General features: G+C 47.7%; 27 protein-coding genes. 24 read left to right on the top strand and 3 right to left on the bottom strand.

Features of this window, described 5'->3' with window-relative positions:
- The first annotated feature begins 126 nt into the window (after positions 1 to 126).
- The 7 genes from ABJ225_RS07095 (at position 127) to ABJ225_RS07065 (ending at position 7,085) form a co-directional block, all read left to right on the top strand.
- On the top strand, positions 127 to 1,023 hold the full coding sequence (locus ABJ225_RS07095) for a phosphate ABC transporter substrate-binding protein (RefSeq protein WP_347319155.1): 897 nt from the start codon (positions 127 to 129) through the stop codon (positions 1,021 to 1,023).
- 128 nt (positions 1,024 to 1,151) lie between these two features.
- The gene (gene pstC, locus ABJ225_RS07090) at positions 1,152 to 2,015 is read left to right on the top strand and encodes a phosphate ABC transporter permease subunit PstC (protein WP_481900608.1); all 864 of its coding nucleotides are present in this window, start codon (positions 1,152 to 1,154) and stop codon (positions 2,013 to 2,015) included.
- Positions 2,015 to 2,902 (top strand): phosphate ABC transporter permease PstA, encoded by an 888-nt coding sequence (pstA, locus tag ABJ225_RS07085; protein WP_218246211.1) that lies wholly within the window; start codon positions 2,015 to 2,017, stop codon positions 2,900 to 2,902. The genes pstC and pstA overlap by 1 nt, the downstream gene beginning before the upstream one ends.
- A 17-nt stretch (positions 2,903 to 2,919) precedes the next feature.
- A complete protein-coding gene (gene pstB / locus ABJ225_RS07080; RefSeq protein ID WP_056535329.1) occupies positions 2,920 to 3,726 on the top strand; it encodes a phosphate ABC transporter ATP-binding protein PstB in 807 nt (268 codons plus the stop codon).
- 45 nt (positions 3,727 to 3,771) lie between these two features.
- On the top strand, positions 3,772 to 4,545 hold the full coding sequence (gene pstB, locus ABJ225_RS07075) for a phosphate ABC transporter ATP-binding protein PstB (RefSeq protein WP_218246210.1): 774 nt from the start codon (positions 3,772 to 3,774) through the stop codon (positions 4,543 to 4,545).
- A gap of 36 nt (positions 4,546 to 4,581) precedes the next feature.
- Positions 4,582 to 5,241: a phosphate signaling complex protein PhoU gene (gene phoU / locus ABJ225_RS07070; RefSeq protein ID WP_079516394.1), complete on the top strand. Its 660-nt coding sequence runs from the start codon at positions 4,582 to 4,584 to the stop codon at positions 5,239 to 5,241.
- Between the two features lie 170 nt (positions 5,242 to 5,411).
- A complete protein-coding gene (locus ABJ225_RS07065; protein ID WP_347319151.1) occupies positions 5,412 to 7,085 on the top strand; it encodes a methyl-accepting chemotaxis protein in 1,674 nt (557 codons plus the stop codon).
- A gap of 44 nt (positions 7,086 to 7,129) precedes the next feature.
- Here ABJ225_RS07065 and ABJ225_RS07060 read toward each other — a convergent pair whose 3' ends face one another.
- Positions 7,130 to 7,465, bottom strand: coding sequence for a hypothetical protein (locus ABJ225_RS07060; protein ID WP_056535335.1), 336 nt, complete (start codon positions 7,463 to 7,465; stop codon positions 7,130 to 7,132).
- Positions 7,466 to 7,795: 330 nt separating this feature from the next.
- Between ABJ225_RS07060 and ABJ225_RS07055 the strand changes: the two genes are divergently transcribed.
- The 9 genes from ABJ225_RS07055 (at position 7,796) to ABJ225_RS07015 (ending at position 15,798) form a co-directional block, all read left to right on the top strand.
- The gene (locus ABJ225_RS07055; RefSeq protein ID WP_347319149.1) at positions 7,796 to 8,479 is read left to right on the top strand and encodes a DUF4912 domain-containing protein; all 684 of its coding nucleotides are present in this window, start codon (positions 7,796 to 7,798) and stop codon (positions 8,477 to 8,479) included.
- A complete protein-coding gene (locus ABJ225_RS07050; protein WP_347319147.1) occupies positions 8,476 to 10,677 on the top strand; it encodes a glycosyltransferase in 2,202 nt (733 codons plus the stop codon). Before ABJ225_RS07055 ends, ABJ225_RS07050 begins: the two co-directional genes overlap by 4 nt.
- Positions 10,674 to 11,684, top strand: coding sequence for a nucleotidyltransferase family protein (locus tag ABJ225_RS07045; protein ID WP_218246206.1), 1,011 nt, complete (start codon positions 10,674 to 10,676; stop codon positions 11,682 to 11,684). Before ABJ225_RS07050 ends, ABJ225_RS07045 begins: the two co-directional genes overlap by 4 nt.
- Positions 11,677 to 12,252: a hypothetical protein gene (locus ABJ225_RS07040; protein ID WP_218246205.1), complete on the top strand. Its 576-nt coding sequence runs from the start codon at positions 11,677 to 11,679 to the stop codon at positions 12,250 to 12,252. The genes ABJ225_RS07045 and ABJ225_RS07040 overlap by 8 nt, the downstream gene beginning before the upstream one ends.
- A gap of 57 nt (positions 12,253 to 12,309) precedes the next feature.
- Positions 12,310 to 12,459: a 50S ribosomal protein L33 gene (gene rpmG, locus ABJ225_RS07035; RefSeq protein ID WP_064091498.1), complete on the top strand. Its 150-nt coding sequence runs from the start codon at positions 12,310 to 12,312 to the stop codon at positions 12,457 to 12,459.
- A gap of 138 nt (positions 12,460 to 12,597) precedes the next feature.
- Positions 12,598 to 13,161: a 5-formyltetrahydrofolate cyclo-ligase gene (locus ABJ225_RS07030; protein WP_286188246.1), complete on the top strand. Its 564-nt coding sequence runs from the start codon at positions 12,598 to 12,600 to the stop codon at positions 13,159 to 13,161.
- Entirely contained in the window at positions 13,151 to 13,936 is a 786-nt protein-coding gene (locus tag ABJ225_RS07025) for a DUF92 domain-containing protein (RefSeq protein WP_347319144.1), read from the top strand. The genes ABJ225_RS07030 and ABJ225_RS07025 overlap by 11 nt, the downstream gene beginning before the upstream one ends.
- Positions 13,937 to 13,999: 63 nt before the next feature.
- A complete protein-coding gene (locus ABJ225_RS07020) occupies positions 14,000 to 14,176 on the top strand; it encodes a hypothetical protein (RefSeq protein WP_162838943.1) in 177 nt (58 codons plus the stop codon).
- Between the two features lie 110 nt (positions 14,177 to 14,286).
- On the top strand, positions 14,287 to 15,798 hold the full coding sequence (locus ABJ225_RS07015) for a rhomboid family intramembrane serine protease (protein ID WP_347319142.1): 1,512 nt from the start codon (positions 14,287 to 14,289) through the stop codon (positions 15,796 to 15,798).
- On the opposite strand, the gene ABJ225_RS07010 is transcribed toward ABJ225_RS07015, so the two are convergent.
- Positions 15,792 to 16,661: a hypothetical protein gene (locus ABJ225_RS07010; protein WP_347319140.1), complete on the bottom strand. Its 870-nt coding sequence runs from the start codon at positions 16,659 to 16,661 to the stop codon at positions 15,792 to 15,794. The genes ABJ225_RS07015 and ABJ225_RS07010 overlap by 7 nt on opposite strands.
- 130 nt (positions 16,662 to 16,791) lie before the next feature.
- On the opposite strand from ABJ225_RS07010, the gene ABJ225_RS07005 reads away from it, so the two are divergent.
- The 8 genes from ABJ225_RS07005 to ABJ225_RS06970 all read left to right on the top strand — a co-directional run bounded on the left by ABJ225_RS07005 (position 16,792) and on the right by ABJ225_RS06970 (position 24,582).
- Positions 16,792 to 18,252, top strand: coding sequence for a spore germination protein (locus ABJ225_RS07005; RefSeq protein WP_079516387.1), 1,461 nt, complete (start codon positions 16,792 to 16,794; stop codon positions 18,250 to 18,252).
- Positions 18,253 to 18,607: 355 nt separating this feature from the next.
- The gene (locus ABJ225_RS07000; protein WP_053427746.1) at positions 18,608 to 18,814 is read left to right on the top strand and encodes a YqgQ family protein; all 207 of its coding nucleotides are present in this window, start codon (positions 18,608 to 18,610) and stop codon (positions 18,812 to 18,814) included.
- 4 nt (positions 18,815 to 18,818) lie between these two features.
- On the top strand, positions 18,819 to 19,775 hold the full coding sequence (locus ABJ225_RS06995; RefSeq protein ID WP_347319137.1) for an ROK family glucokinase: 957 nt from the start codon (positions 18,819 to 18,821) through the stop codon (positions 19,773 to 19,775).
- A 210-nt stretch (positions 19,776 to 19,985) separates the two neighbouring features.
- Positions 19,986 to 20,741 carry a MerR family transcriptional regulator gene (locus ABJ225_RS06990; protein ID WP_347319135.1) on the top strand — a complete coding sequence of 252 codons (756 nt, stop codon included), beginning with the start codon at positions 19,986 to 19,988 and terminating at the stop codon, positions 20,739 to 20,741.
- Positions 20,734 to 21,768, top strand: coding sequence for a C45 family autoproteolytic acyltransferase/hydrolase (locus ABJ225_RS06985; protein ID WP_347319133.1), 1,035 nt, complete (start codon positions 20,734 to 20,736; stop codon positions 21,766 to 21,768). The genes ABJ225_RS06990 and ABJ225_RS06985 overlap by 8 nt, the downstream gene beginning before the upstream one ends.
- A gap of 53 nt (positions 21,769 to 21,821) precedes the next feature.
- Positions 21,822 to 23,015 (top strand): M14 family metallopeptidase, encoded by a 1,194-nt coding sequence (locus tag ABJ225_RS06980; RefSeq protein ID WP_347319131.1) that lies wholly within the window; start codon positions 21,822 to 21,824, stop codon positions 23,013 to 23,015.
- Positions 23,016 to 23,173: 158 nt separating this feature from the next.
- Complete coding sequence (locus ABJ225_RS06975) at positions 23,174 to 24,268, top strand: YqgU-like beta propeller domain-containing protein (protein ID WP_347319129.1); 1,095 nt, start codon at positions 23,174 to 23,176, stop codon at positions 24,266 to 24,268.
- A complete protein-coding gene (locus ABJ225_RS06970) occupies positions 24,268 to 24,582 on the top strand; it encodes an MTH1187 family thiamine-binding protein (RefSeq protein WP_218246195.1) in 315 nt (104 codons plus the stop codon). The genes ABJ225_RS06975 and ABJ225_RS06970 overlap by 1 nt, the downstream gene beginning before the upstream one ends.
- Positions 24,583 to 24,624: 42 nt before the next feature.
- Here ABJ225_RS06970 and ABJ225_RS06965 read toward each other — a convergent pair whose 3' ends face one another.
- Positions 24,625 to 24,798, bottom strand: a complete 174-nt coding sequence (locus ABJ225_RS06965; protein WP_048006082.1) for a DUF2759 domain-containing protein — start codon at positions 24,796 to 24,798, stop codon at positions 24,625 to 24,627.
- Positions 24,799 to 24,984: the final 186 nt, after the last annotated feature.

Here is a 24,984-nt window from a genome sequence, read left to right as displayed (position 1 = left end):
GCTTATAACATCAGGAACATACACGATTTACAAAAGCTTTACAATCGGTTAAAACCCCATTAACACTTATCCCTTAATCTAATTCATGTAGGACAAAACAACCAATATTCTAGGGGGAATCAACGAATGAAGAACTTCAAGAAAGTAGGACTGCTTACAGTACTAGCAGCAGCTGTCACATTCTCGGCGGCGTGCGGAAATGGAAGCAGCACCGACGAAGGAAAAAGTGATGAAAAAGCATCAGGTTCCATCGTCATTTCAGGTTCTTCTGCCATGCAACCACTAGTTGCAGCAGCAGCTGAAGAATTCATGGCTGAAAATCCAGAAGCCGATATCCAAGTGAATGCCGGTGGATCTGGAACAGGACTATCCCAGGTAGCAGAAGGTTCAGTCCAAATCGGTAACTCCGATGTGTTCGCCGAAGAAAAAGAAGGAATTCCAGCCGACGAACTCGTTGATCATAAAGTCGCTGTAGTTGGAATGACGGCTGCGGTGAATCCAAACGTTGGAGTCAAAGACATTTCTAAAGAAGACTTGAAGAAAGTATTCACGGGAGAAATCAAGAACTGGAAAGAGCTTGGCGGCAAAGATCAGAAGATCACCCTCGTCAACCGTCCTGATTCTTCAGGTACCCGTGCCACTTTTGTAAAATATGCACTTGATGGAGAAAACCCTGCTGAAGGAATCACAGAGGACTCCACAAATACCGTCAAGAAAATCATCAGTGAGACGGACGGAGCCATCGGTTACATGGCATTCTCTTACTTCACGGATGACAAGGTACAAGCACTTTCAGTAGATGGTGTAGAACCGACTGATGAAAACGTACAAAAAGGCGACTTCCCGATCTGGGCTTACGAGCATTCGTATACAAAGGGAGAGCCTGATGGTCTGGCAAAAACATTCCTTGATTATATGATGGGCGACGATGTCCAAGGCGGTCTAGTCAAAGATCAAGGGTATATCTCCTCTGCCGACATGAAGATTGAGCGCGATGCAGAAGGTAAAGTCACCAAGAAGTAATGCATGAAACTGATAGGGTAAATGCATAGGCATTTACCCTATTATCTCGTAACTAGGGGTGTTTAACGATGATGTCAGAAAAGCAACTGCCGGCCTCTAAAAGGCTACTGAAGAATAACCGATCTTGGATGAGCGGGGAATTCAAAGGGAAATTTCTTGTCACACTCAGTGCCGTCATCATGATTGTGGCAACCATCTCCATCACGATTTTCTTAACCACAAAAGGGTTGCAATCATTCATAAAAAATGGTGTAAGCCCCATTGAGTTCTTAACCAGTACAAAATGGAATCCCACAGGGGAAAATCCTTTATACGGAGCCTTTCCGTTCATCTTCGGATCATTCGCTGTCACGATCTTGGCCGCCATTGTGGCCGCGCCACTCGGAATAGGTGCCGCCATCTTCATGACGGATATAGCCCCATCATGGGGGCGCAAGATCATGCAGCCGATCGTGGAGCTCCTCGTCGGGATTCCTTCCGTCGTTTATGGATTTATAGGGCTTACAGTATTGGTCCCATTCATCAGGGGAACCTTCTCTGGCATGGGATTCTCATTATTGGCAGGGACCATCGTCCTTGCCATCATGATCCTGCCTACGATTACGACCATCGCAACAGATGCCATGAGCTCACTGCCTAAAAACCTTCGTGAAGGTTCATATGCCCTCGGTGCGACGCGCTGGCAGACGATCAGGAAGGTCTTGATCCCTGCAGCGTTGCCGACGCTTTTGACAGCGGTGGTACTCGGTATGGCCAGGGCGTTCGGTGAAGCTCTTGCCGTGCAGATGGTCATCGGTAATACACGTGATCTGCCATCCAGCCTTCTGGATGCCTCTGCGACATTGACGACGATCATTACGCTGAATATGGGACATACCACTTACGGAAGCGTAGAGAACAATACGCTATGGTCCCTGGGACTAATCCTTCTGATCATGTCCTTCCTATTTATCCTATTGATCCGTTATCTCTCTTCAAGGAGGAAAATCTAATGAACAGCAAACAAGCAGATAAACTGGCAACCGGCGTATTCGTCGGAATTGCAGCACTCATCATTGCCCTGCTGGTTGCCCTATTCGCCTATATCCTTGCCAAGGGTGTCCCGTATATCACATGGGACTTCCTCACGACACCATCAAGCACAGTACGTGAAGGGAGTGGGATCCGTGATCAGCTATTCAATTCCGTTTACATCCTGTTCATCACGATGTTGATCACCGTCCCCCTCGGAGTAGGCGGTGGGATCTACATGGCTGAATATGCAAAACCGGGTAAGATCACCAACACCATCCGTTCATGTATTGAAGTACTTGCATCGCTCCCATCCATCGTCATAGGGATGTTCGGTCTATTGGTATTCGTGAATATCACCGGATGGGGGTACACCATCATCGGGGGTGCCCTGGCTCTGACCGTTTTCAACCTGCCTGTCATGGTAAGGGTAAGTGAGGATGCCATCCGTGGCGTTCCGCGTGAACTGAAAGAAGCAAGCCTGGCACTTGGTATCACGAACTGGCATACAATCAAGACCGTCATGATCCCGGGTGCGTTCCCATCGATCCTGACGGGTGCGATCTTGGCATCGGGACGCGTATTCGGTGAAGCGGCGGCCCTGTTATTTACAGCCGGATTATCGACGCCGCGACTGAATTATGGAGACTTGAATCCATTGTCGCCGACTTCTCCACTGAATATTTTCAGGCCGGCAGAAACACTCGCCGTCCACATCTGGTCCATCAATACACAGGGAATCATTCCTGACGTAGCAGAAAAAGCAGCAGGCGCATCGGCAGTCCTGATTATTGTCGTTCTGATCTTCAATCTCGGCGCAAGGATCCTTGGAAGCTATATTCATAAAAAAATAACGGCGACTAAATAAGCGAAGGTGGGAATGATATGACGATTGAAATGCAAGCTAGACCCGTTGGAAAAACCTTCAACCCTGGAAATGATACGATTTTGGACGTTCAAAATCTTGACTTTTTCTACGGTGACAACCATGCCGTCAAAGACATCAACATGAAAATCGAGAAAAATGCTGTCACGGCACTGATTGGCCCTTCTGGATGCGGGAAATCGACGTTTCTGCGCACCATCAACAGAATGAACGATCTTGTCCCGATTGCAAGGGCGGAAGGCAAAATCATGTATGAAGATGTCAATCTACTTGATAAGAATATTGACGTCGTAGCCCTTCGCAAAGAAATCGGTATGGTATTCCAGAAGCCGAATCCATTCAATAAATCGATTTATGAAAACATTACCCACGGCCTGACTTTCTCTGGCATCAAAAAGAAAGCTGTACTGGAAGAAATCGTAGAGGAAAGCTTGACCAAGGCCGCTCTCTGGGATGAAGTAAAGGACCGCCTTCACACATCGGCACACGCTCTCTCAGGAGGACAGCAACAACGTCTCTGCATCGCGAGGACCATCGCCATGAAGCCAACGGTCATGCTTTTAGATGAACCATGCTCGGCGCTTGATCCGATCTCAAACGCCAAGATCGAAGAATTGATAGCCGACTTGAAGAAGGATTATTCCATCGTAATCGTCACCCATAACATGGGGCAGGCGTCACGTGTGTCGGACAAAACAGCTTTCTTCTACAATGGAGACCTGATTGAATTCGATCAAACCGAGAAAATTTTCACCAATCCTTCAGAGAAAAGGACGGAAGAATACATTTCCGGTCGTTTCAGTTAAGGGACGAGAGATCCAAAAGAATTAATCTGGATGGAGGGGTTTCATATGGCTTTTGCAACAGCTGCCAAGACGGCATTTGACATCAACGATCTGAACCTGTGGTACGGGAAGAACCACGCACTGAAAAATATCACCTTCCCGATTTATGATCAAGATGTAACAGCGATCATCGGACCGTCGGGGTGCGGAAAATCGACATTCATCAAGACGTTGAATCTGATGAATCAGTCGGTCCCAGGCATCAAGATGTCAGGGGAGATCAATTACGACGGTGTGAACATCCTGTCAGACAAAGTCGACCTTGTCGACCTTCGCAAAAAGGTGGGGATGGTCTTCCAGAAAGGGAATCCATTTCCTCAAAGCATCTATAACAACATCACTTTCGGCCCCAAGGTCCACGGGGTGAAAAAGAAGGCGGAGCTTGATGAAATTGTGGAAACGACGTTGAAAAATGTCGCACTCTGGGACGAAGTAAAGGACCGGTTGGATGCTCCGGCCATGGGGCTATCCGGTGGTCAACAGCAAAGGCTCTGCATCGCAAGGGCGCTTGCGACAAAACCTGAGATCCTCCTCATGGATGAACCGACGTCGGCCCTTGATCCGATTTCAACGGTCAAGATTGAGGAGCTCATATCTGAACTCAAGAAGAAATACACCATTGTCATTGTCACCCACAACATGCAGCAGGCTGCCAGGGTGTCTGATAAAACGGCTTTCTTCCTTCTTGGAGATCTTATTGAACTAGATGAGACGGATAAGATATTCTCCAATCCCGAAGATAAGCGAACAGAGGATTATGTTTCAGGACGATTTGGGTAAGCGTGACATCAATCTGACAAAAGGGGTGTTCCATAGATGGTAAGCAGAAGTAATTTTGATTTGAACCTCAAGGAATTGAAGGATAAATTATTCGCCATGGCTGCTGAGGCAAGCCAGTCCCTCCATGCGTCAATCGAGGCATTGAAAACGCAGGATATCGAGAAGGCCAAGGAAATCATCGCGCACGATAAAGAAATCAACCGCATGGATAACAGCATCAATCAGCAAGCCATCCTATTGATTGCAAAAGAATCTCCGGTGGCAACTGATCTGAGGAAGATCATCTCTGCACTGAGGATTTCTTCTGAGATTGAACGCATCGGTGATTTGGCCACGAATATTGCCAAATCGACGCTCCATATCGGTGATCAAAAATTGATCAAACCGATAGAAGAAATCCCGAAGATGCTCGGTATCGCCGAAGAAATGCTGGAAGGGGCGCTTGAAGCGTTCAGGGAAGAAGATGCAGCATTGGCAAAGAAAGTAGCTGATCGCGATGATGAGGTGGATGAGATGTATGGCAAGCTTGTAACCGAGCTCATGACCTATATTCCAAACTACCCAAATGAAATCAGCCAGATCACGCAGCTTGCCTTCACCTGCCGGTATATTGAAAGGGTGGGGGACCACGTAACGAATATTTGTGAAAATGTCATTTTCCTCGTGACTGGGGAGCGTTTTGACCTCAATAATTGATTGGACATCCGGACTGAAAGGTCTGGATTTTTTTATTTGTAAAGAAACGTTAAGGTGCCGTTAAGTTTGCTTCAAGCCTATAGCGTTTGTGGGATATTTGACCCATAGTGGAAGGAGGAACCAGAAAAGAAGGAGGACAAATGACCGTAATGAAACCTGGACATTCAATCATGCGAAAGCTTCTCTTCACCATGTTGACCAACTCCCTGTTATTTCTGCTGTGTGTGGGGGTCTGCCTTGTGACCATTTATAATATCCATTCCGACCTTCTTGTTGTAACAGAGAAGGGGCAACGTTCTGTCGGAGTCACGGATCTTTCCCGAATGGTGAACGAGAAAGATATCCGGATTGCGGATTATATTACCTTTATGAAGGAAGAAGACCTCAAGGAATATCGCAGGTTAAGGAATCAACTCCAAACGCAAACTGCGGAATGGATCATGTTATCCTCTAACGAAGAGACCAAAAAAACCATGGAAACGTTCATTAAGAATAATAAGGCGATTGATGAGATGTTTTCAAAAGAAATCGCCCCAGCCGTCGTCAGGCTGGATGAGAGCATTTATACCGCCGCTAGAGAAAAGATTTCAGGGCTGAGGCAAGAAAACAACCGGATCCTTGAAACAATAAGAAAGGAAACCTCCAGTGAACAAGCAGTGATCGTAAAAAAGGCTGAGCGCTTCATTACACTTAGTCAGACACTAACAGTGGGGATGATCATCTTCACAACCATATTGAGCTATTGGATCATACATAGAACTGGAACGAGAATGAAACGTGACATAGACGAATTATTGGCTATCACCCAATCGGTGGCAGCGGGCAATCTTACGAAAAATGTCCCCTCTACTAATGGCAGAGATGAAATTCATCTTCTCGGTGAATCAATCAGCAAGATGGTACAGGAACTGAAAGGACTTGTACAGGGAATCGAGCGGGGAACGGGGAATGTCCAGGGGAATAGCAAAAAGATGGTAGATCTGGCTGATAGCATCAAGGAATCAAGCATGGGGGTATCGACCTCCATGGAAGGGCTAACGGCTGGATCAACCCAACAAGCGGCTTCCACAACCGACCTTTCCGGCCATTACCGAACATTCAGCAACAGAATGGGACTAGTGGCAGAAGAATTCAATGCATTGAAGACTCTATCTCTATCGATTCAAACGATAACCGGTCAGTCGGGTCTCTCCATGATGAAAAATGCCGAACAGATGGAAAAAGTATATGTGAAAATAGGAGAGACAACCAACCTGATGAAGGAACTACAGGTACGGATGGATTCAATCAGCCGTCTCAGCCACTTTATAAAAGAAGTAGCCACCCGTACGGACATTCTCTCCTTAAATGCATCCATAGAAGCAGCGAGGGTGGGAGAGTTAGGACGGGGGTTCCAGGTCGTTGCCGGGGAAATACGTCAGCTCTCTCATCACATACATGAATCATTGGCAGAAATGGATAGAGATATTAAAGGCGTCCGACACATCACACAAAATGTGTCGGCAAGTCTTGACGCAGGATTTGAAGAAGTGAGCATCGCAAAGACACTGACAGTGCAGGTTGGCCAGGATGCTGAGAGGGTAACGGCCCTTGTGACGGGTATGGGGGAGGGGATAGGGGGAATTTCTGCAGGAATGAAACGGTTGAATGAATACAAGGATGAGATGGCCATTTCCGTTTCCATGCTTTCAGAACTCTGCCATACATTCGATGAAGGGGCAAGAGACACCCACTCTTCCATACAGATGCAACATAACCTGATCGACACCATGTATGATCAATCGGATCGGGTGAACGAAGAGGTACTGATCCTCCAGCGGTTAGTGGATCGATTCCAGATGTAAACCGAAAGGGGAGACCGGACGTTGGTCCGGCCTCCCCTTTATAATCAGGAAATCCCTTGTATGATGGAACGGACATCTTCTTTGGACAGATCGGATAGAGACCCGATTTTCTCGGGAGGCACGCCCTGTTTATGAAGGGATATGACCTGGTTCCGAATGATTTCATTGATGGCTTTTTTAGGACTCGGTAATGGGCTTCCCATCATGAGCTCTTCTTCCAGCACTTTGATTCTTTTTTTCAATTTTAATTGCTCTTGATACATATTGATTGAAAGTTCTTCGACACTCTTTTCGACAGCGATCAAAGGATCTTTTTGAAGGAAGGAAGAGAGGAAGAGAACAATGGATACACCCCAAATTCCCAGCAGAACATACAACATTTTCATCACCTCTTATGCGTAACTCTCTCTATTTATAGCATAGTTTTCTTCCTAACTCTATCATCATTTGGTTCTATTTGTAGAAATCCCCAATATTATGTCAAGAAAACGATTCGAGGGAAAGAGAACCAATACAGAAACCAACCGATTTGATGATTTTTCAATAAATTTTCGTGGGGGAGATGCTACTGTGACTGAAACGGCTAGGATACGACAAAATGCGTTTATTGTAGGAATTTGAGTTGAGTGGTACGATATTTCTATACAATTGTCATAATATTTCGATACGTTCATACAGAAGTGAATCGTCTTTCTTGAGGAGGGAAATATATGCTGGAAGAAATCATCAGATTGAGGGAGCAGGGAGTTTCATTCAGGAAAATAGCCAAGGAACTTGATATGACCGTCGGCAAAGTACAGTATCAATGGGTGAAATATCAAAAGACCGTCACGGTCGTACAGCCAGAAGCAGGTTTTGACAAAAGCAGCGCCACTCCCAAAAGGGTAGGCAGAGTGAGGGCGAAGAAACAGCGCCCTGTATTGAAATCCCATCCTTCCGCAGAATTGATCATGACGTTCTCAAGCTTTACCCGGATTTATTGTTACTGGATGATACCTGAAAACTGGCTCAAGCATACAAGTGAACAATTATCAGTGTCAGGGGAGGATCATCCTTTCGTATTAAGGTTATATGATGTGACGTCCATTGCATTTGACGGTCATAACCAGCACTCACACATTGATACATATGTACCGGCCAAAGAAAATGGGTGGTTTGTGTCGGGCCTCAGGGAGAACAGGAGCTACTGTATGGATATCGGCTGGAAGCTTGAAGACGGAACATTCCTGGCATTCACACGATCCAATGTAATCCATACGCCAAGGACCGAAGAAACCCAGGAACATCATCGCCTGCAGGACCTGCACGATTTTGAAGCCGGCAGGATCCGCACGCCGAACTGGGTTGAGCATGTGAGCACCTATTCATACTACGTGAAGGAGGTCAAGTCATGAAGCAGATCACCTATCCAGCATTCAATGAGTCCATCCTATCGGGTTGGAACACCCCACAAGGGAGGGAGGAATGCATCACCTCGATCCTGATGGTAACGGGAGCACTTCTGTCATCAAAAGATCGCAACCTCGTCGTCGTGAACCCCATTGTCTTCCCGACCTGTTCAAGTGATGACTTCAAGGCAGAAGCCGACAGCCTGATCCAGAAAAAGCTTCTTGAACAAGGAGAAAGCGGGAAATGGCAGCAGATCTTCACGATGTGGAGCATGTATGATGGAAATCTTATCAACGTATGGCGGGAACTTGTGATGGAGGACGGACTGACAGTGGTGCCCACTACGGTCAATCCCCTGCCCCTTACACATTACAGAACATCCATGGCAATCGATTTCCAGATTCGATTGAGTGTCAGCTTGATGAAGCGATACCTCGACCATCAAGCCACCTGGTTCTGGATGCCTCAGGCCGCATATATTCCCGGTATTGATACGTACTTGGTCAAAAACCATATCCACACCTCCTTCATCTCAGGCCGTTCATTCGATCATAGTGAAAAAGAAGGATCGGGGGATATGCTCCGGACCCCGCGTGGATTGCATCTCATTCCTGTAGATGAAGGGGATGGTGCCCTGGAAATGAGACAGATACCGTCCTATTATGAATCATCGGAATCTGTCCTTGCGAGGGTGGAGTTCGGTTACAATGGGTCGGAGCGGAATGACCAGATTCTATCCGACGAGGCCATCAGGCAGCTGCCGCTCCTGCATCGAATGGAAGCCACCATCGAAGCTCATCTGCGTGGGTATGGTGAAGATCTTCCTCTTATCCATCTTGTGAGAGAGTGGATGGCTACCATCGACAGAGTGATGCAGGGGAGGGGTGCCGAACCTGATCAGTTTGAGATGTGCCGACGTTTCATTGAAACCCAAGTGGAAAAGCACTCATTCTTCAAACAACGAGAGATCCTCATCCCGTATCCACGCGTAGAAGATATCTCAGGTACACTACTTGTGGAAGGAGGCAAGGAGGAGAAACAGGGCTCTGTCCTGATCCTTTCCTGGGAGTACCCGCCCAATGTGGTAGGTGGGCTTTCAAGACATGTGCATGATCTTGCCACCACTTTTGCCAAAAAGGGGAGGGGCGTCCACGTATTGACAGCCCGCACTCCGGGAATGCTTCCATATGAAAAAGTCGAAGGAGTGGAGATCCACCGGGTCCATCCTCTCCATCCTTATGAAGATGATTTCTTCAAGTGGGTCATCGATTTGAATCATGCTTTCATCCGCTATGCCGGGGAATTGATGACGCACGAACACATCACCCTCCTGCACGCTCACGATTGGATCGTCGGAACGGCTGCACGCCATCTCAAATCGACCAGGGCCCTTCCGCTGATCACAACAATCCATGCGACGGAACACGGGAGGAATCACGGAATCCATACCGATCTTCAGCGGAAAATCCATGAAGAAGAAGAGAGGCTGACCAGGGATTCCGATCATGTGATCGTCTGCAGCGATCACATGAAGGAGGAAGTGAAAACTCTCTTTCCGGCAGCGGAGGCGTGCACGGTCATACCGAATGGAGTCGATCTCGATCATGGGTCGGAACCGGAAACATCCAACGAGGATGGCTACTTCTTTGCGATTGGCAGGATGGTCAGTGAGAAGGGATTTGAAACGATCATCCATACAGCTGCCAGGATGAAGGTGGAAGAGCGGGATTTTTCCGTGGTGATTGCAGGCAAGGGCCCGCTTCTCGATGATTACAGGGTTCGCGTAGGGGAAGCCGGACTGTCGGGTATGATCAACTTCGTAGGATTTATATCGGATGAAGAACGAAACCGCTACTTGAGAGGGTGCCGGGCCGTTCTTTTCCCAAGTCTCTATGAGCCTTTTGGAATCGTAGCCCTTGAGGCCATGGCGAATAAGAAAATGGTTATCGCCTCGAACACAGGAGGATTGAAAACGATTGTGAAGCATGAACAGACGGGGCTTTTATTCCAGCCGGAGGATGCTGATGATCTGTATGGTCAGATCCTGCGGGTCATGGAAAACCGTCAACAGGCCGAGGAGTGGGGGAGAAACGGTCATAAGCTGGCAGAGAGCATGTTCAGCTGGGAACGAATTGCCAAATTGACATGGCAGATTTATGAGGATGTGAGATTGGAAGCGAAAGTGGCAGGTGGTGCGCAATGAAGGCTGTCATTCTTGCAGGGGGGGAAGGGCGAAGACTGCGCCCATATACCCTTACGGTACCAAAACCGATGGTCCCAATCCTGAATAAGCCGCTACTGGAGTACACAATCGATCTCTTGAAGTCTCAAGGAATAAGGGATATCGTGATCACCACCTGCTACAAAGCGGATACGATTCGATCCCACTTCCAAGATGGGCGCGGACACGGTGTCTGCATAACGTACCTGGAGGAGCCGTTTCCCCTTGGGACAGCGGGCGGGCTCTTCCGTGCCAGGGTGAGGTTCAAGGAACCCATTCTGATCATGAGCGGCGATGCCTTTACCGATCTCAAGCTTCAGGATGTCATTTCGTATCACTTTCGTAGAAAGGCCCGTATGACCATGGTCACCAAGGAGGTCAACGATCCAGCTGGATACGGGGTGTGTCACACAGATAGCATGGGAAGACTGATTGAATTCAGGGAAAAGCCCAAAAACTGGATCGGAGATGAAGTCAATACAGGCATCTATGTGATGGATCCTCTCCTACTGGATGAGTATCACCGGGAAGGACAGGTGGACTTCAGCAAGGATTTGATCCCGGAGCTCCTTGCTTCCGATGAGAGGGTGTTTGCTTACAGAACGAACGCATACTGGCGGGATATCGGAAGTCCCGATCAATATAAGCATGCCAGGGAAGATGTTATGGCAGGGACGATTGCCGCCCCTTTTCTCAGTGACCTGTCCATGAAAGGAGAGCCGTTCATGACCAAAATACGCGTTTCCTGTCCAAAAAAGAAAAAACCGATCGTGTTCGCAAAATTGATGGAAACGGTCCCTTCTTTTTGGAGCAGTGGGGAAGTGGTATTCAGGGATCAGGGCGGGGGCAGGACTAAAATCATTAATGACCCGGAACGAGGATTCATCATTTACTCAAAAGCCCAGCGAAAGCAACAATCAAAGAAACTGGCCGAATACTATGGAGAAAAAATAAAAAATATGGCTAAAGGTGTCGAAGCATATGAATGAGTACAATCGGACATTTCATATACAGGGAATCGCATGGGACTCCGGTAAGAACCGTACCCTTGAAAGGGGGAAGGAAAGTGTCGTGAACGGCATCGGGGTGTCGGTTGAGGGGAATTGTGAGGAATGGGGAGAATCCCTTTCGTTCCGGCTGCATAATACAACGGATAAGCACAGGAAGCTTAAGATGTTCTTCTTGGTGGAATGGCTCTCCTGCAAAGAAGATACAATCGGGATCGTATCCTTCGGAAAGGACATCTTTTGGAATTATGGGGGGAGGAATCTCGCTGCGACGAATATCGTATCATCAGCGGATTCGGTGAAAAAGACCATCTATCCCTTGAACTTGAAGGGTCTGCAATTATGGAGGAAATCCCTGAAGGAAGGCAGTTTGTACTACTACCCCATCACCAACGGCCAGAATATGATGGTCTACATGCTGGACTTTTCCATGGACCCATTCGAACGGAAGAATGGGAGCGTTTATGGAATCGAAGGGGCCTTGAAGGAAGAGGTAATAAATTTGGATGAGAGAATGAAAAACAGACTAGCATTTCCCTCAGAAAAGTGATATTATAGAAAAGTCGTATGATGAGAAGAACATGTTAATGTTTGGAGGGAAATTATAATGCGTGTAAACATTACTTTAGCTTGCACAGAAACTGGTGAGCGTAACTATATTACAACGAAGAACAAGCGTAACAATCCAGACCGTCTTGAGCTAAAAAAATACTGCCCGAAATTGAAGCGTGTTACATTGCACCGTGAAACAAAATAATGTAAGGAAAGAGACCGGATCCCTAAAGGATACGGTCTCTTTTTTTGTCCGAGCCAATGTGCACCTTGTATAAGATGGGTGTTCTAACCCGCACGATTCTATATAATGAAAGTACAACATACAGGAAGGAGTGGGACCATGAAGCAAATCATGAGGGAGAGACAGCTTGAGAAGCTTGCGAACATCCCATTCGTCACGGGGAAACAAAAAGGGCACAGGGTCGAACAGAACCTGTTTACTTCCCGCGATTGGACCGGCAGCCGTGTGATTGCCGTCACCGTGTCGAAACCACCTGAGATCGATACATGGGGGATCGTGAAGCGGGGATGGGAAGAAGGGAAGATGATGGTGGTGCCAAGATGCCTGCCTAAGACGAGGGGGATGGATTTCTATGCCCTGAGCGACTTCGGCGAACTTGAACAAGTCTACTATGGACTTTACGAACCGCGTAATGGAGAAGCTGAACCAATCTCGTTGGATCAAATTGATATGATGATCGTCCCGGGACTTGCCTTCACCGCGGGAGGGTATCGCCTCGGTTTTGGCGGGGGCTATTACGACCGGATCCTGACGGGATACAAAGGGACGACCATTTCACTGGCAGTAGACGAACAGCTGGTGGAGGAAGTCCCCGTGGAGTCATTTGATCTCCCTGTCCAAAAGATCATCACAGAATCTGGGATCATCCACTGTGGGGATTGAAACCTTCCTATCATTCATAGGGATCGTGGCTGGAGCAGCGGCAGGCTGGAAGTTGAAATTCCTAACCGCCTCAGGCGCAGGGATGGCCTTCTTGGTTGGTTCCTTGATTGTACTCGGAAGCGGCATTCAAGGCCTGATGCTCTTATTCCTCTTCTTCATCACTTCTTCTTTGTTTTCTGCCTTCAGGAAAGAAGAGAAGGCGGGTGTAGAAGAAAAACTGGCCAAGTCGTCAACTCGGGATTGGGAGCAGGTTGCGGCAAACGGTGGGGTCCCGGCACTATTTGCCATCCTGGCCCTCTGGACGGGTGATGCTAAGTGGATCTTGGGATTCGCTGCATCCATCGCTGCTGCCAATTCCGATACATGGGCTTCTGAAATCGGACCCCTGTCCAAAGAGACGCCCCGTCACTTCCTCACCTTATTGAAGGTGGAGAGGGGAACCTCAGGCGGTGTTACCATCATCGGTACCGGTGCATCAGCCGGGGGCGCCTTGTTGATCGGTGGAGCTTCTCTCCTCCTCTTTCCTGGCATCTCCATTGGGGAAGCGGGAGTGATTGCAGCCGCAGGCTTTTTGGGTAGTGTTTTTGATACGGTTATCGGAGGGACGATCCAATCCCGCTCGGTGTGCCCTGAATGCGGGCTGGAAACGGAAGCCCGGGTACATTGCGGCACCGCTACGGTACACACAGGGGGAATACCCTGGATGACCAATGAAATGGTGAATTTCCTCTCCTGTCTCCTTGCGGGCGTGCTACCGGTGTTATTTTTCTTTTGAAAATGAAAAGTTCTAGCATAAGTTCAACCGTATTCATCCAAACTATCATCAGGAGGGATCAAGATGAACGGATGGATGAAATGGTTGATAGCAGGACTTGTCTTATTCATGCTTGTTCCCAATCGTTACAGATTGCTTAACCTCATTCTCGGAAGCAGTTTCCTGAGGAAATGGGCGGTCAGGTGGACGATGGGGATACCGGCAATTCGCTCAAAGTTCATACAGAGTACATTCCGGTAATGCATGGCCCGTATCCAGTGGATACGGGCTTTTCTATTTCTTTATTTTCCCGTGTCCGGTATAGTATGGGTAATATCTATACTCAATGAAAGTAGTGAAGGCGAGTGGATTTGACGAATCACTATCTGTTTTGGAAAATCGTCCATCATCTGGTGGAAGGTAAACAGTACAGACTCATCCATCAATCCGACGAACACGGGGAAGTGTGGCTTGAAAATACGGCGGTGAAACAAGCCGGCATCGTCCGCGTCCGGTTGAAGGATCTGGATTTCTTCCGTTGGATGGAGCGGGATATGGAGCTTGTCCTCCAGAACGGAGAGAATCTGCGTAAATCACTCCGTAAGAGCAAGCTCAACATCAAAACGATTTATGTATCCACCTATCCTCCTGTGGATGATGGAATGGACACTGTTAGCAGGGGGACTGTGACGGTGACACCCTTGGTTGTCGAGTCCGCTCGCTACAAGGAAACGCTGAGTAACGATCCTGTGCTCTGCGAAGGGGACTGGGAGCTGCCCGAGGAGATCGAGGACCGCGATGTAGAGTGGATGAGAGGCCTTGCCCTCACCTCAGCACGGAGGCGGATTCAGGCTGAACAAAGTCTTTTCCAAAAGGGAAAACCCTTTTTTACATACCTTTTCATCGCTATCCAGGTGGTCATGTTTGCGATTTTGGAACTGAATGGGGGAAGTCACAATACTGAAACCCTCATCCGTTTCGGTGCCAAGTACAGACCGCTCATGCTTGAAGGGGAGTGGTGGCGTCTGATCACCCCGGTCTTTTTGCATATCGGCATGATTCATCTGCTTTTGAACAGCGTCGCCCTGTTCTATCTGGGGGGAGCAGTCGAGCGGATTTACGGGAGGTTCAGGTTTATCCTGATTTACCTCGTTGCAGGGGTCATGGGGTCACTCGGTAGTTTCCTGTTCACCGATACGGTTTCTGCGGGTGCCAGCGGGGCGATCTTCGGATGTTTCGGAGCCTTGTTGTACTTCGGCACCATACATCCAAAGATCTTTTTCCGCACGATGGGCAATAATATCATCGTCGTATTCGCCCTCAATCTCGTCATCGGATTCATTCTCCCTGGGATCGACAACGCCGGGCATCTTGGTGGAGTGGTGGGAGGTTTCATCATGGCAGGTATTGCAGGTGTGCCGAAGTCCGGTAAGAGGATCAGGCAGCTGCTGTTTCTTGTCATCATGATCATCATCCTTTCCCTGGCAATCAATAGGGAGTGGAGTGACGATCCACTAAAGATGAGTGTGGACCATGTGAATGCCCTTGCTGGAGATAAGCTCGCAATGGAGAAATGGGAAGAGGCGGAAGCGCTTTTGAAGACGGTGGCCGAAAAAGGTGATCCCGATGCCATTGTTTATTTTCAACTTTCCTATGCCGAAATCCAACTGAATAAGATGGATCAGGCAGAGGAACACCTCAAAAAGGCCATTCAGGAGGACGAATCTCTTCCGGAAGCCCATTATAATCTAGCCTACCTCTTACAAGGTGAAGACGGGAAAAGGGAAGAAGCCCTCAAGCATGCCAAGAGGGCTTACGAACTGTCGGATTCCAATCAGAAATACAAAGATCTATACGATTACCTGAAAAGCGAAAATCAATAGGAAATCGATTGACGAAGGAGCGTAGCCTCACCTTTTTTGTCGATGATCAATACAAGGACTTCCTTTCGGTCTTTTTTCAGGAGGATGAGGGGGATGGTGCTGTCCACTGGATTCTGGATGGCTCCATCCTCTTTTTTTATGCCGATCGCATAATTCTTATAGAGCCCTTCCCATAGATTTCCTGTTACTTTTGCCCACTGGGCAGGGGTGAATCCAGGATAGGGGCGGCTTGAATAAGCCGGGAGTTCTGTCAGGGGAAGGGCGTTGTAATCCCCCCCGTTGATCTGCAGCTTTCTCATTCCCTTGGCCCATGACGTTTCAACGGTCTTTGTGACCAATCCATCGAGGCTTTTCTTCCATTCGGCCTGCACATCCGTCGTCGGCGTTTTGAATGAGCCCAGGGGATTGAAGGCGGAATCGATGATATAAAGCCGGTCACTGGACATGGTTTGTGCACTCTTGAATGTGTCTTCCCCTTCATGGATTTCGGCATAGTGGAAGGCCACTGCCTGAAGGAGATTGCTCTCATCGCCCTCTACTTTCATTTTCTGATACAGGCTGGAGGTGTTCGGCTTCCATTTGTTCAATACGCCTTTCAACTTCCCATTGCTGAACAGAAGCCCCACATCCTGTCTGAGATAAGACGGGGAGTCAAGTTCCGAGGCTACAGTCCAATCCACCACCTGATCTTTCTGCTGCGTGAGGTTCATGGAAGTCGTGGCTGTAAGGAAGGAGGCATTTTGGTCAATAGGGAAGAAGATGATGCTTTCCCTTGTCTCGGGCTTGTATAGTATTTGAATCAATAGAATGGCAGATGCCAAAATGATGAGGAATGGCAAAACGTCTTTTATCCGGTTTTTCATGATCATCCACTCCATAAGTTTGTCCCTTTCATCCAATCTATGAAGCTGAAGAGTGGATTATGAAAGGTATGACTAATGGGGAATGTGTCAAAGATGGTGAGGATACTGTGAAAAATGGGAAGTGAACGCTATGGCCATGCAGGAAAAGAAACCTGTTTCAACTGTGATTGAAGAAAATACGAGCTATTTAAGGGAAGTCCTTGCTGTCGATAAGAGTTTTGATGTCATTCAGCTCGATGTGGAATATGCCGAAAGGAAGATGGGTCTGTTCATGGTGGACGGCTTTGTAAAAGATGACATCATGCACTATCTGATGAAGATCCTTTCGGGCCTTGATCCGGAACAGCTTCAGGAAGATACCCTCCAAAAGCTTTTGAAAACGTATATCCCTTATATTGAAATCGAGCAGGTTGATGATTTGAACCAGGTGGTGGACCTTGTCCTTGCCGGACCGACGGCACTCGTGGTGGACGGTGTCGATAAAGTCATCATGATCGATGCCAGGACGTACCCTGTCAGGGGACCACAGGAGCCTGATATCGAACGGGTGGTCCGTGGTTCACGTGACGGATACGTCGAAACGATCGTATTCAATACGGCATTGACAAGGAGGAGGGTAAGGGATCCTTCCCTGAGGATGGAGTATATGCAAGTGGGAAGAAGGAGCAAAACCGACATCGTGGTAAGTTATATCGAAGACATAGCGGATCCTGAGCTTGTCCATCGCATCAAGGATGCCCTGTCCAAGATCGATACTGACGGGCTACCCATGGGTGAGAAGACCCTGGAGGAATTCATCTCCGGCCGTCACTGGAATCCCTATCCCATGGTGCGCTATACAGAGCGTCCCGATACGGCGGCAGCTCATTTATATGAAGGCCATATCATCATCATGGTGGATGGATCACCGAGCGTCATGATCACTCCAACGACGTTTTGGCATCATCTCCAGCATGCGGAGGAATACCGCAACAAACCGTCCGTGGGGGCGTATTTACGATTTGTCCGGTTCATTGCGGTCTGGTGTTCCATATTTTTATTGCCGCTTTATTATCTGTTCACGATCCATCCTGCTCTCCTGCCTGATTCTCTCTCGTATATAGGGGTGAATGAGTCCGGGGAAGTCCCTTTATTCCTGCAGTTCCTCATGATCGAGGTGGGGATCGACATCCTCAGAATGGCAGCGATCCATACGCCTTCTTCCCTTGCGACGGCACTTGGTCTCGTTGCTGCACTGATGATCGGTCAAGTAGCCGTGGAAGTCGGCCTGTTGGTGAATGAAGTCATCCTATATCTTGCCATTGCAGCCATCGGCACGTTCTCGACACCAAGTTATGAGATGAGTCTTGCCAATCGCCTGGTGAGGATCTTCCTGCTGATCATGACCTCCCTGTGGGGAGTTTACGGCTTTGTTATCGGGGTCTTCCTATGGCTCATGATGCTGTCGAGAATGAAGTCCTTCGACATTCCCTACATGTGGCCGTTCATCCCCTTTAACTTCAGGGCCTTCAGGGATGTGTTCCTCCGTTCTCCCATGCCCCTTAAGAATCGGAGGCCGCGTTTCCTTCACCCTAAGGATCCGGATCGATGAGGTTGGGACAAAGCTAAAAAGGGACCATTTCATGACGAACACGATCAGTGTAAGTTCTTTAGAGCGCTCATGATTTCCGTACAAGACTACGCTTTACGCGGGTAGCCCGCAAGCCTATCCTGGGCGGGCCATCAGCTGTAACCCACAGAGTCTTCGTCCTGCCCTCCAATCAACCGCTGGAAACCAGTTGGTCATGAACCAATTAAAACCCGAATGGATTTGTCTGAATGTAGGCATGTTCATTCGGGTTTTACTGTGGGTAAGACACTTTTGTCTCTGCCCCTTCTATTTTATTGAGAAGAGGCAGATTTTCATTTATACTTCTAAAAGTGAACGTTTGAATCGGGGTGTGGATATGAAAACAATCTATGACATTCAGCAATTACTGAAACGGTTCGGTACCATCATCTATGTGGGGGATCGTCTCTCAGACCTCGAGTTGATGGAGGGCGAACTAAGGGAGCTCTATGTTTCCAAACTGATCGAACAGAAGGAATTCCATTCGGCCCTGCTGCTGCTGCGCAGTGAGATGGAACGGGAAAAACATAAACAGGACAGGTGATGTTATGACAGATAAATGGCTCGTGGGAGTGGACCTGGGGGGAACCACGACGAAAATCGCATTTCTAAGTACATACGGTGAAATCCTACATAAATGGGAAATACCGACGGATAAATCGGATAGCGGTAAACATATTATCGCCCATATAGCAAAAAGCATCGATGCCAAGCTGGAACACCTCGATGTTAAAAAGGAACAGCTCATTGGGATCGGCATGGGTGCACCGGGACCCGTCGAGATGAGACGGGGAATCATCTATGAAGCCATCAATCTCGGGTGGAATGAAAATACGCCTCTCAAGGATCTTATTGAAATGGAAACCGGACTGCCTGCTGTCATCGATAATGATGCCAACTGCGCGGCACTCGGTGAAATGTGGAAAGGTGCCGGAAACGGGGCCAAGGATCTTGTGTGTGTCACTCTCGGTACCGGTGTTGGTGGAGGTGTCATCACCAACGGGGAGATTGTTCATGGTATCAGGGGTGCCGGCGGTGAAATCGGCCATATCACCGTGGTTCCGAAAGGCGGTTATTCATGTAACTGTGGTAAGACCGGTTGTCTTGAAACCGTCGCATCTGCCACAGGAGTCGTCAGGGTCGCCCGTGAGAAACTCAAGTCTTCCACAGAGGACTCTGTACTACGCGATCTTAAGGTCATTGGATCAAAGCAGGTATTCGATGCGGCAAGGACAGGAGACAGCCTTGCTCTTAAAATCGTAGATCAGCTTGCCTATTATTTAGGTTTGAGTTTGGCGAATCTCGGAAACGCCGTCAATCCGGAGAGGATTGTCATCGGTGGGGGCGTTTCAAAAGCCGGAAAAACCCTTCTGGAGCCCGTAATGAACTATTTCAAACGGTTTGCTTTTCCAAAGGTGCGAACGTCTACTACCATTGATATTGCAACACTTGAAAATGATGCAGGCGTGATCGGGGCCGCTTGGCTTATCAAAAACGCCCTTTAGTAAGTATATGAACATCCGGCCTTCTAGGTCGGGTGTTTTTGGCATGAGCACGTTTCTTAATCAATCACGAGAATTTTTTTAGAGAAAAGGAAAATACAAGATGATACCTCAAAGCATCGTATTTTACTCTTTTGATATTAAAAGGATATTGACCTTCAACTTACATGAAGCTGTATCATATGAAATGAGAGGGGTGACAGAATGTCCTTAATGGGGATACAAGAGTTTTCACATAAGACAGGTATATCGAAGAGCGCTCTTCGCTTTTATGAAAAGAAAGATCTGCTCATGCCCACGAAGAAAAACGAAAAAGGATACCGATTTTACAATCAAGAACAAGTAAAAGAGGCTCGTATGATTGCAAATTTGAGGCTTGCTGAGGTACCACTTGAAAGTATCAAAGAGTGGAAGGGAATTGTGGAGCCGGCAAGAAGGAAGGACTATCTCGACACTCTACTTCAATCTATCCAAAAAAGAGTAGAAATCCTTCAAAATAGTATTCGCTTTCTTAAAGGAGATTTTCAAGACATTTTATTAATTGAAAAGGAGCCAGATGAGATCCTGTGGTACGAAGCAACAGCACAGGTTGGGAAATTTGGACCGCTGTTTCAAGAAAGGTTGCGTGAGTTCGACCGTCTTGGTGTTCCTGTACGTGCACTGTATTTGAAATATATATCTGGAGAAACCCCTGTCCATGCCCACATGGGATTCGGTATACAAGCATGTACAGGAATCGACATTCCTCAAAATGTAAATGTAGAAACCATGCAAGGGGGACTATGTATTGCATTACCAGGAAGATCTGCTGACGACCATATCAAGCAGCATTATCATCAACTTTTAGAGTACGCCTCGCAAAACCGATGGTATCCGGCAGGACCAATCATAGAGTGGTATAGAGGACCATCTTTTTCTCACTTTGATTTGCTTTTGCCGGTCGTCAATTGGAGGGGAAATAATGGATGAAAAAGACTTACTAAAGGTAAATATTCTCAACATCTTTGGAACTGATTTTCAAAAAGGCAAGCAGATGGGTTGTGAGTTTAAGAAAACAGTATCCTATAGTGAACTTGATACCATACAGAAATGGAGCAGTTCTGTAGATTCAGTAATGGCGAGGGCAGCATTGAATGAAGTTGCCCCACACCTTTTAGAGGAACTGGCCGGCTTTGCGGAAGGAATGGAGTGGAATCTTGAATCGGTACTCAAAACGTTCAGTGGTTTTGACCTTGAACTGCCGCCAATGGGCTGTACAACCTTGGTGGACCATTCCGGAAGGTACTACCGGAACTATGATTTTCATCACAAGCTGTATGATGCCAGAATCATCGTCAATCATTCGGAACATCATCATACATCAATCGGATTCAGTCAGCACCGGCTGGGTAGATTGGATGGCATGAATGATAAGGGATTAGTGGTGGGCCTTCACTTTGTAAACAGTGAGCGTGGTGGAAGAGGCTTCTTGGCACCTTCTATCGTACGAATCGTATTGGATTTATGTTCGAACGTTGATGAAGCATGCGAACTTGTTTATCGTCTCCCCCACAAATATTGTTACAACTATTCCATGACGGATGCATCAGGGAAATCCATCATTGTTGAAACCGGTCCTCAAGGATGCAACACGATAACAGAATCTCCACTGGCTTGTACAAATCACTTTCGTTCGGAAGGTATGCGGGGATGGAATCGAGAGAACATAATAGGCTCAATGAATCGGTGGCATTATGCAAATCAACTCTTGGAACCTTCCCTTCAGCCTGGTGACATGTTCCAGCATTTCAATCAACCAACCTCACCTTTGTTTTTCAAAGATTACAACCACTTCTTTGGCACTCTGCATTCAGTCGTGTATTCTCCCAAGCAGCAGACTGCTACGATCAGTATCGGTGCGAATCATGAAACGAAAACCATTTCCCTTCAAAAAGTCATGAAAGAACATACCTTGCCTTTCACAGAAATAGAGGGTGTGATTGAACCTGGCGAATAGAACTTCCCTCCACATCATATGAGTATAGAAAGGCATGAAGTGGGAGGAGTCTCATGAAGGTAAAGGCGAGGAAAGGTGATTCCCTGTCGTACTATGCAAGCCTGTTCCACATTCCTGTAGAACTGCTCGTTGATTCAAACCCCGAACTCGACCCCGATCATCTTGATACGGACGTGATGGTGGAGGTGCCGGGTTTCATCAAAGAGACCTGCGTGGTCCGGGAGGGAGACAGCCTTTGGGGGCTTTCGGGTGAGCGTAATATCGGTGTAGATGCCTTGTTGCTGATCAATGAGAACATTGATCCAAATGAAGTGGAGACAGGTGTTGAGCTGTTCCTCCCCAGGCGTGTGGTCACGCCCATTGTGAATGGGAAACAGCCTTACGATCCTGTGAGCATTCAGAAGGATTTGACCCTTTTGCAGGAGCTTTATCCATTTATCAGGGTGAATGCAATCGGGAAAAGTGTACTTGGTAAAGACCTGATAGAATGCAAGATCGGGCGCGGTGCCAAGAAGGTCCACATGAACGGTGCATTCCACGGGAACGAATGGATCACGAGTGCGGTCCTGATGACCTTCCTGAATGACTATCTCCTTTCCTTAACGAATTCCAAAGATTTGAGGGGCATTCCAATCCTGCCATTGTATCGGGCGGTGTCCCTTTCCCTTGTTCCCATGGTCAATCCGGATGGTGTTGATCTTGTCCTGAATGGTCCACCTGACGGGATGACTGAGGAATTGGTCCGTCTGAATGGGGGCCGGGTGGAATTTACCGGCTGGAAGGCAAACATCCGGGGGATCGATTTGAATAAACAGTTTCCTGCTCGCTGGGAATTCGAGAAGAGGCGCATGGAAGTGAGCGCACCTGGCCCCCGTGATTTTACCGGAGTCCTACCCATATCCGAGCCGGAATCGAAGGCTATGGAACAACTCGCAAGAAAGGAACGCTTCCACCGGCTGGTCGCGGTCCATACCCAAGGGAAGGAGTTCTACTGGGGCTACGAAGGGCTCGAATCAAAAGAATCAGAGCGGCTCGCTGGAGAAATAAAGAGGGCAAGTGGATATGCCTCGATCCGCTACGTAGACAGCTACGCAGGTTTTAAAGATTGGTTCATCCAAGAATTCCAGCAAACGGGCATCACATTGGAGCTTGGCAAGGGAATCAATCCACTCCCTCTCTCACAATTCGATACCATATACAGGGATACACTTGGGATCTATCTCATTATGTTATATAAATGGTGGTGACCCCCTTCGCTACAGGAGAAAAATGGAGTATGATAAGAAAAGGAACGTTTATCGGCGTTTTATAGATGGCCTCCTGAGCCGTCTTTTTTTTATCTTTTTGAAACGTTTCCCGATGTGGGACGTACTAATAGAGAATGCAGTCGAAGGGAGAGGGGTCAGTGTGGAATAAAGCCGCAATTGCAGGTGGTATCATCGGGATCATGGCGATTTTGTCGGCATGCACTTCTTCGGATGGAGTGAAAGTCCCCCATAAGGAGCCTGAAAAAAGCATAATAGCAGAAAGCCTTGAAGAAGAAGGATTTGTGGAAAACGTCGGATGGCTCACGGATTCGGAAATCCTGACGGTGGCCACGAAGGATGAAACCACCCGCTTAAATAAATATAACATCTATACCGGTTCTCAAAAGACGATTTTCGAGACCGGCTCATCGTATGTCACTTCCAGTATCTCTCCTGATAAAAAAAGCATTTATATCCAGACCTCCCCTGGTTCTTATCTAGCAACGGTCACCTATATCGATCCTGATGGACGCACTATATTCGAGCAGGATATCCCATCCTATGATATCTCTTTCGCTTGGAATGAATTCTCCCCCGGGAAAATGCTCCTCACAAGCTTTGCCGAGGACTGGAGCTTCGAGGTCTCACTGGTGGACATCAACAATAAGAATGTGAGCACCCTTGATATGGATCAACCATTCGTGCAGTGGAAATCGGATGATGCCGTCATCTTCCAGGATTGGCCAACAGAAGATATCGCCCTCAACGCTCCCCTGATGGAGGAATCCTTGCTCGACGGAAAGCGGACGATGATTGCAGAGAAACTGATCCATTTCAATCAATTTTCCGATTCCCTCATGACAATCAAGGGAACAGGTGAAAAAGGAATCTTTGAATACCGCTTCCTATCTCCAGAAGGGGACGAGCAATCGACCTTTACCCAATCGCTTCTGAGCCGCTATTCCGACTGGCTGGTCCCATACTATGATATGATAGAAGGGAAAGGTCGCTTTCTTACGTTCGCTGCGAACGGGAAGGGGGCCGCAGATACAGATACAGACGGCTTCTCGTTGAAGGAGTGGGATATTTTCAGCGGCAAGGAGAAAGTATTGTTCACCGATCTCCCTCTCGAGCCGTTGACATGTGCTCCGAAGGGGAATGCCTGTTTGTACGGGAACCAGTTGGAGAAGGTCATCTCCCTGGTCAATCGCAACATCATCCATCTACTCAGTGTGAAAGGAGTACAACTATAATGGCTATCGTAGACGTCACGGTCATCCCCATCGGCACGGAATCCCCAAGCGTCAGTTCCTATGTGGCTGATCTCCAGAAGGTCTTGAAGCAGTATGAAGCGGAGGGGAAAATCCGTTATCAGCTCACTCCGATGAATACCATCATTGAAGGGGAGCTTCCCATCCTGTTCCAAGTGATCCAGGATATCCATGAATCACCGTTTCAACAGGGGATTCAACGTGTTGCTACAAATATTCGAATCGACGACCGGCGCGATAAGGTCTCGACCATGGAAGGCAAGCTCTCTGCCGTCCAGAAAAAGATGGACTCATGATCAAAAAAAGCCTCGTTCAGCTGAACGAGGCTTTTCCTTGAATTAGTGTCCTCCGGGATAACCGGAGTGAAGGACGGTCATGACCGTGAACCACCCAAATACCCCTAATGTGGCGAGGGAAAAGAAGATCCCAAGGGCGTTTTTATTCTTAAACGTACTGACGACGGCGAATAATGCCAAAAGTGTAACCAATGCTGTGATGATGACAAGACCCATTAATCCTACCCCTTTCCGTTCGGTTTAACGCTTTCATAATACCACAAAATATGTACAAATATGCACGCATTTACATTTTATATTTTTTTGTTTCGTTTGTCGAGGTCAAAAAATTGACTTTTTTGATTCGACAGAATCTTTCTATGACGGAAGTGCTTCTGATACAATAAAGCATACGAAGTCGAA

The organism is Rossellomorea sp. RS05 (genome assembly GCF_039822645.1).
Lineage (GTDB): Bacteria > Bacillota > Bacilli > Bacillales > Bacillaceae_B > Rossellomorea > Rossellomorea marisflavi_B.
The sequence above is the reverse complement of the archived record's forward strand: the minus strand, read 5'-3'. Positions and strand labels throughout refer to the sequence as shown.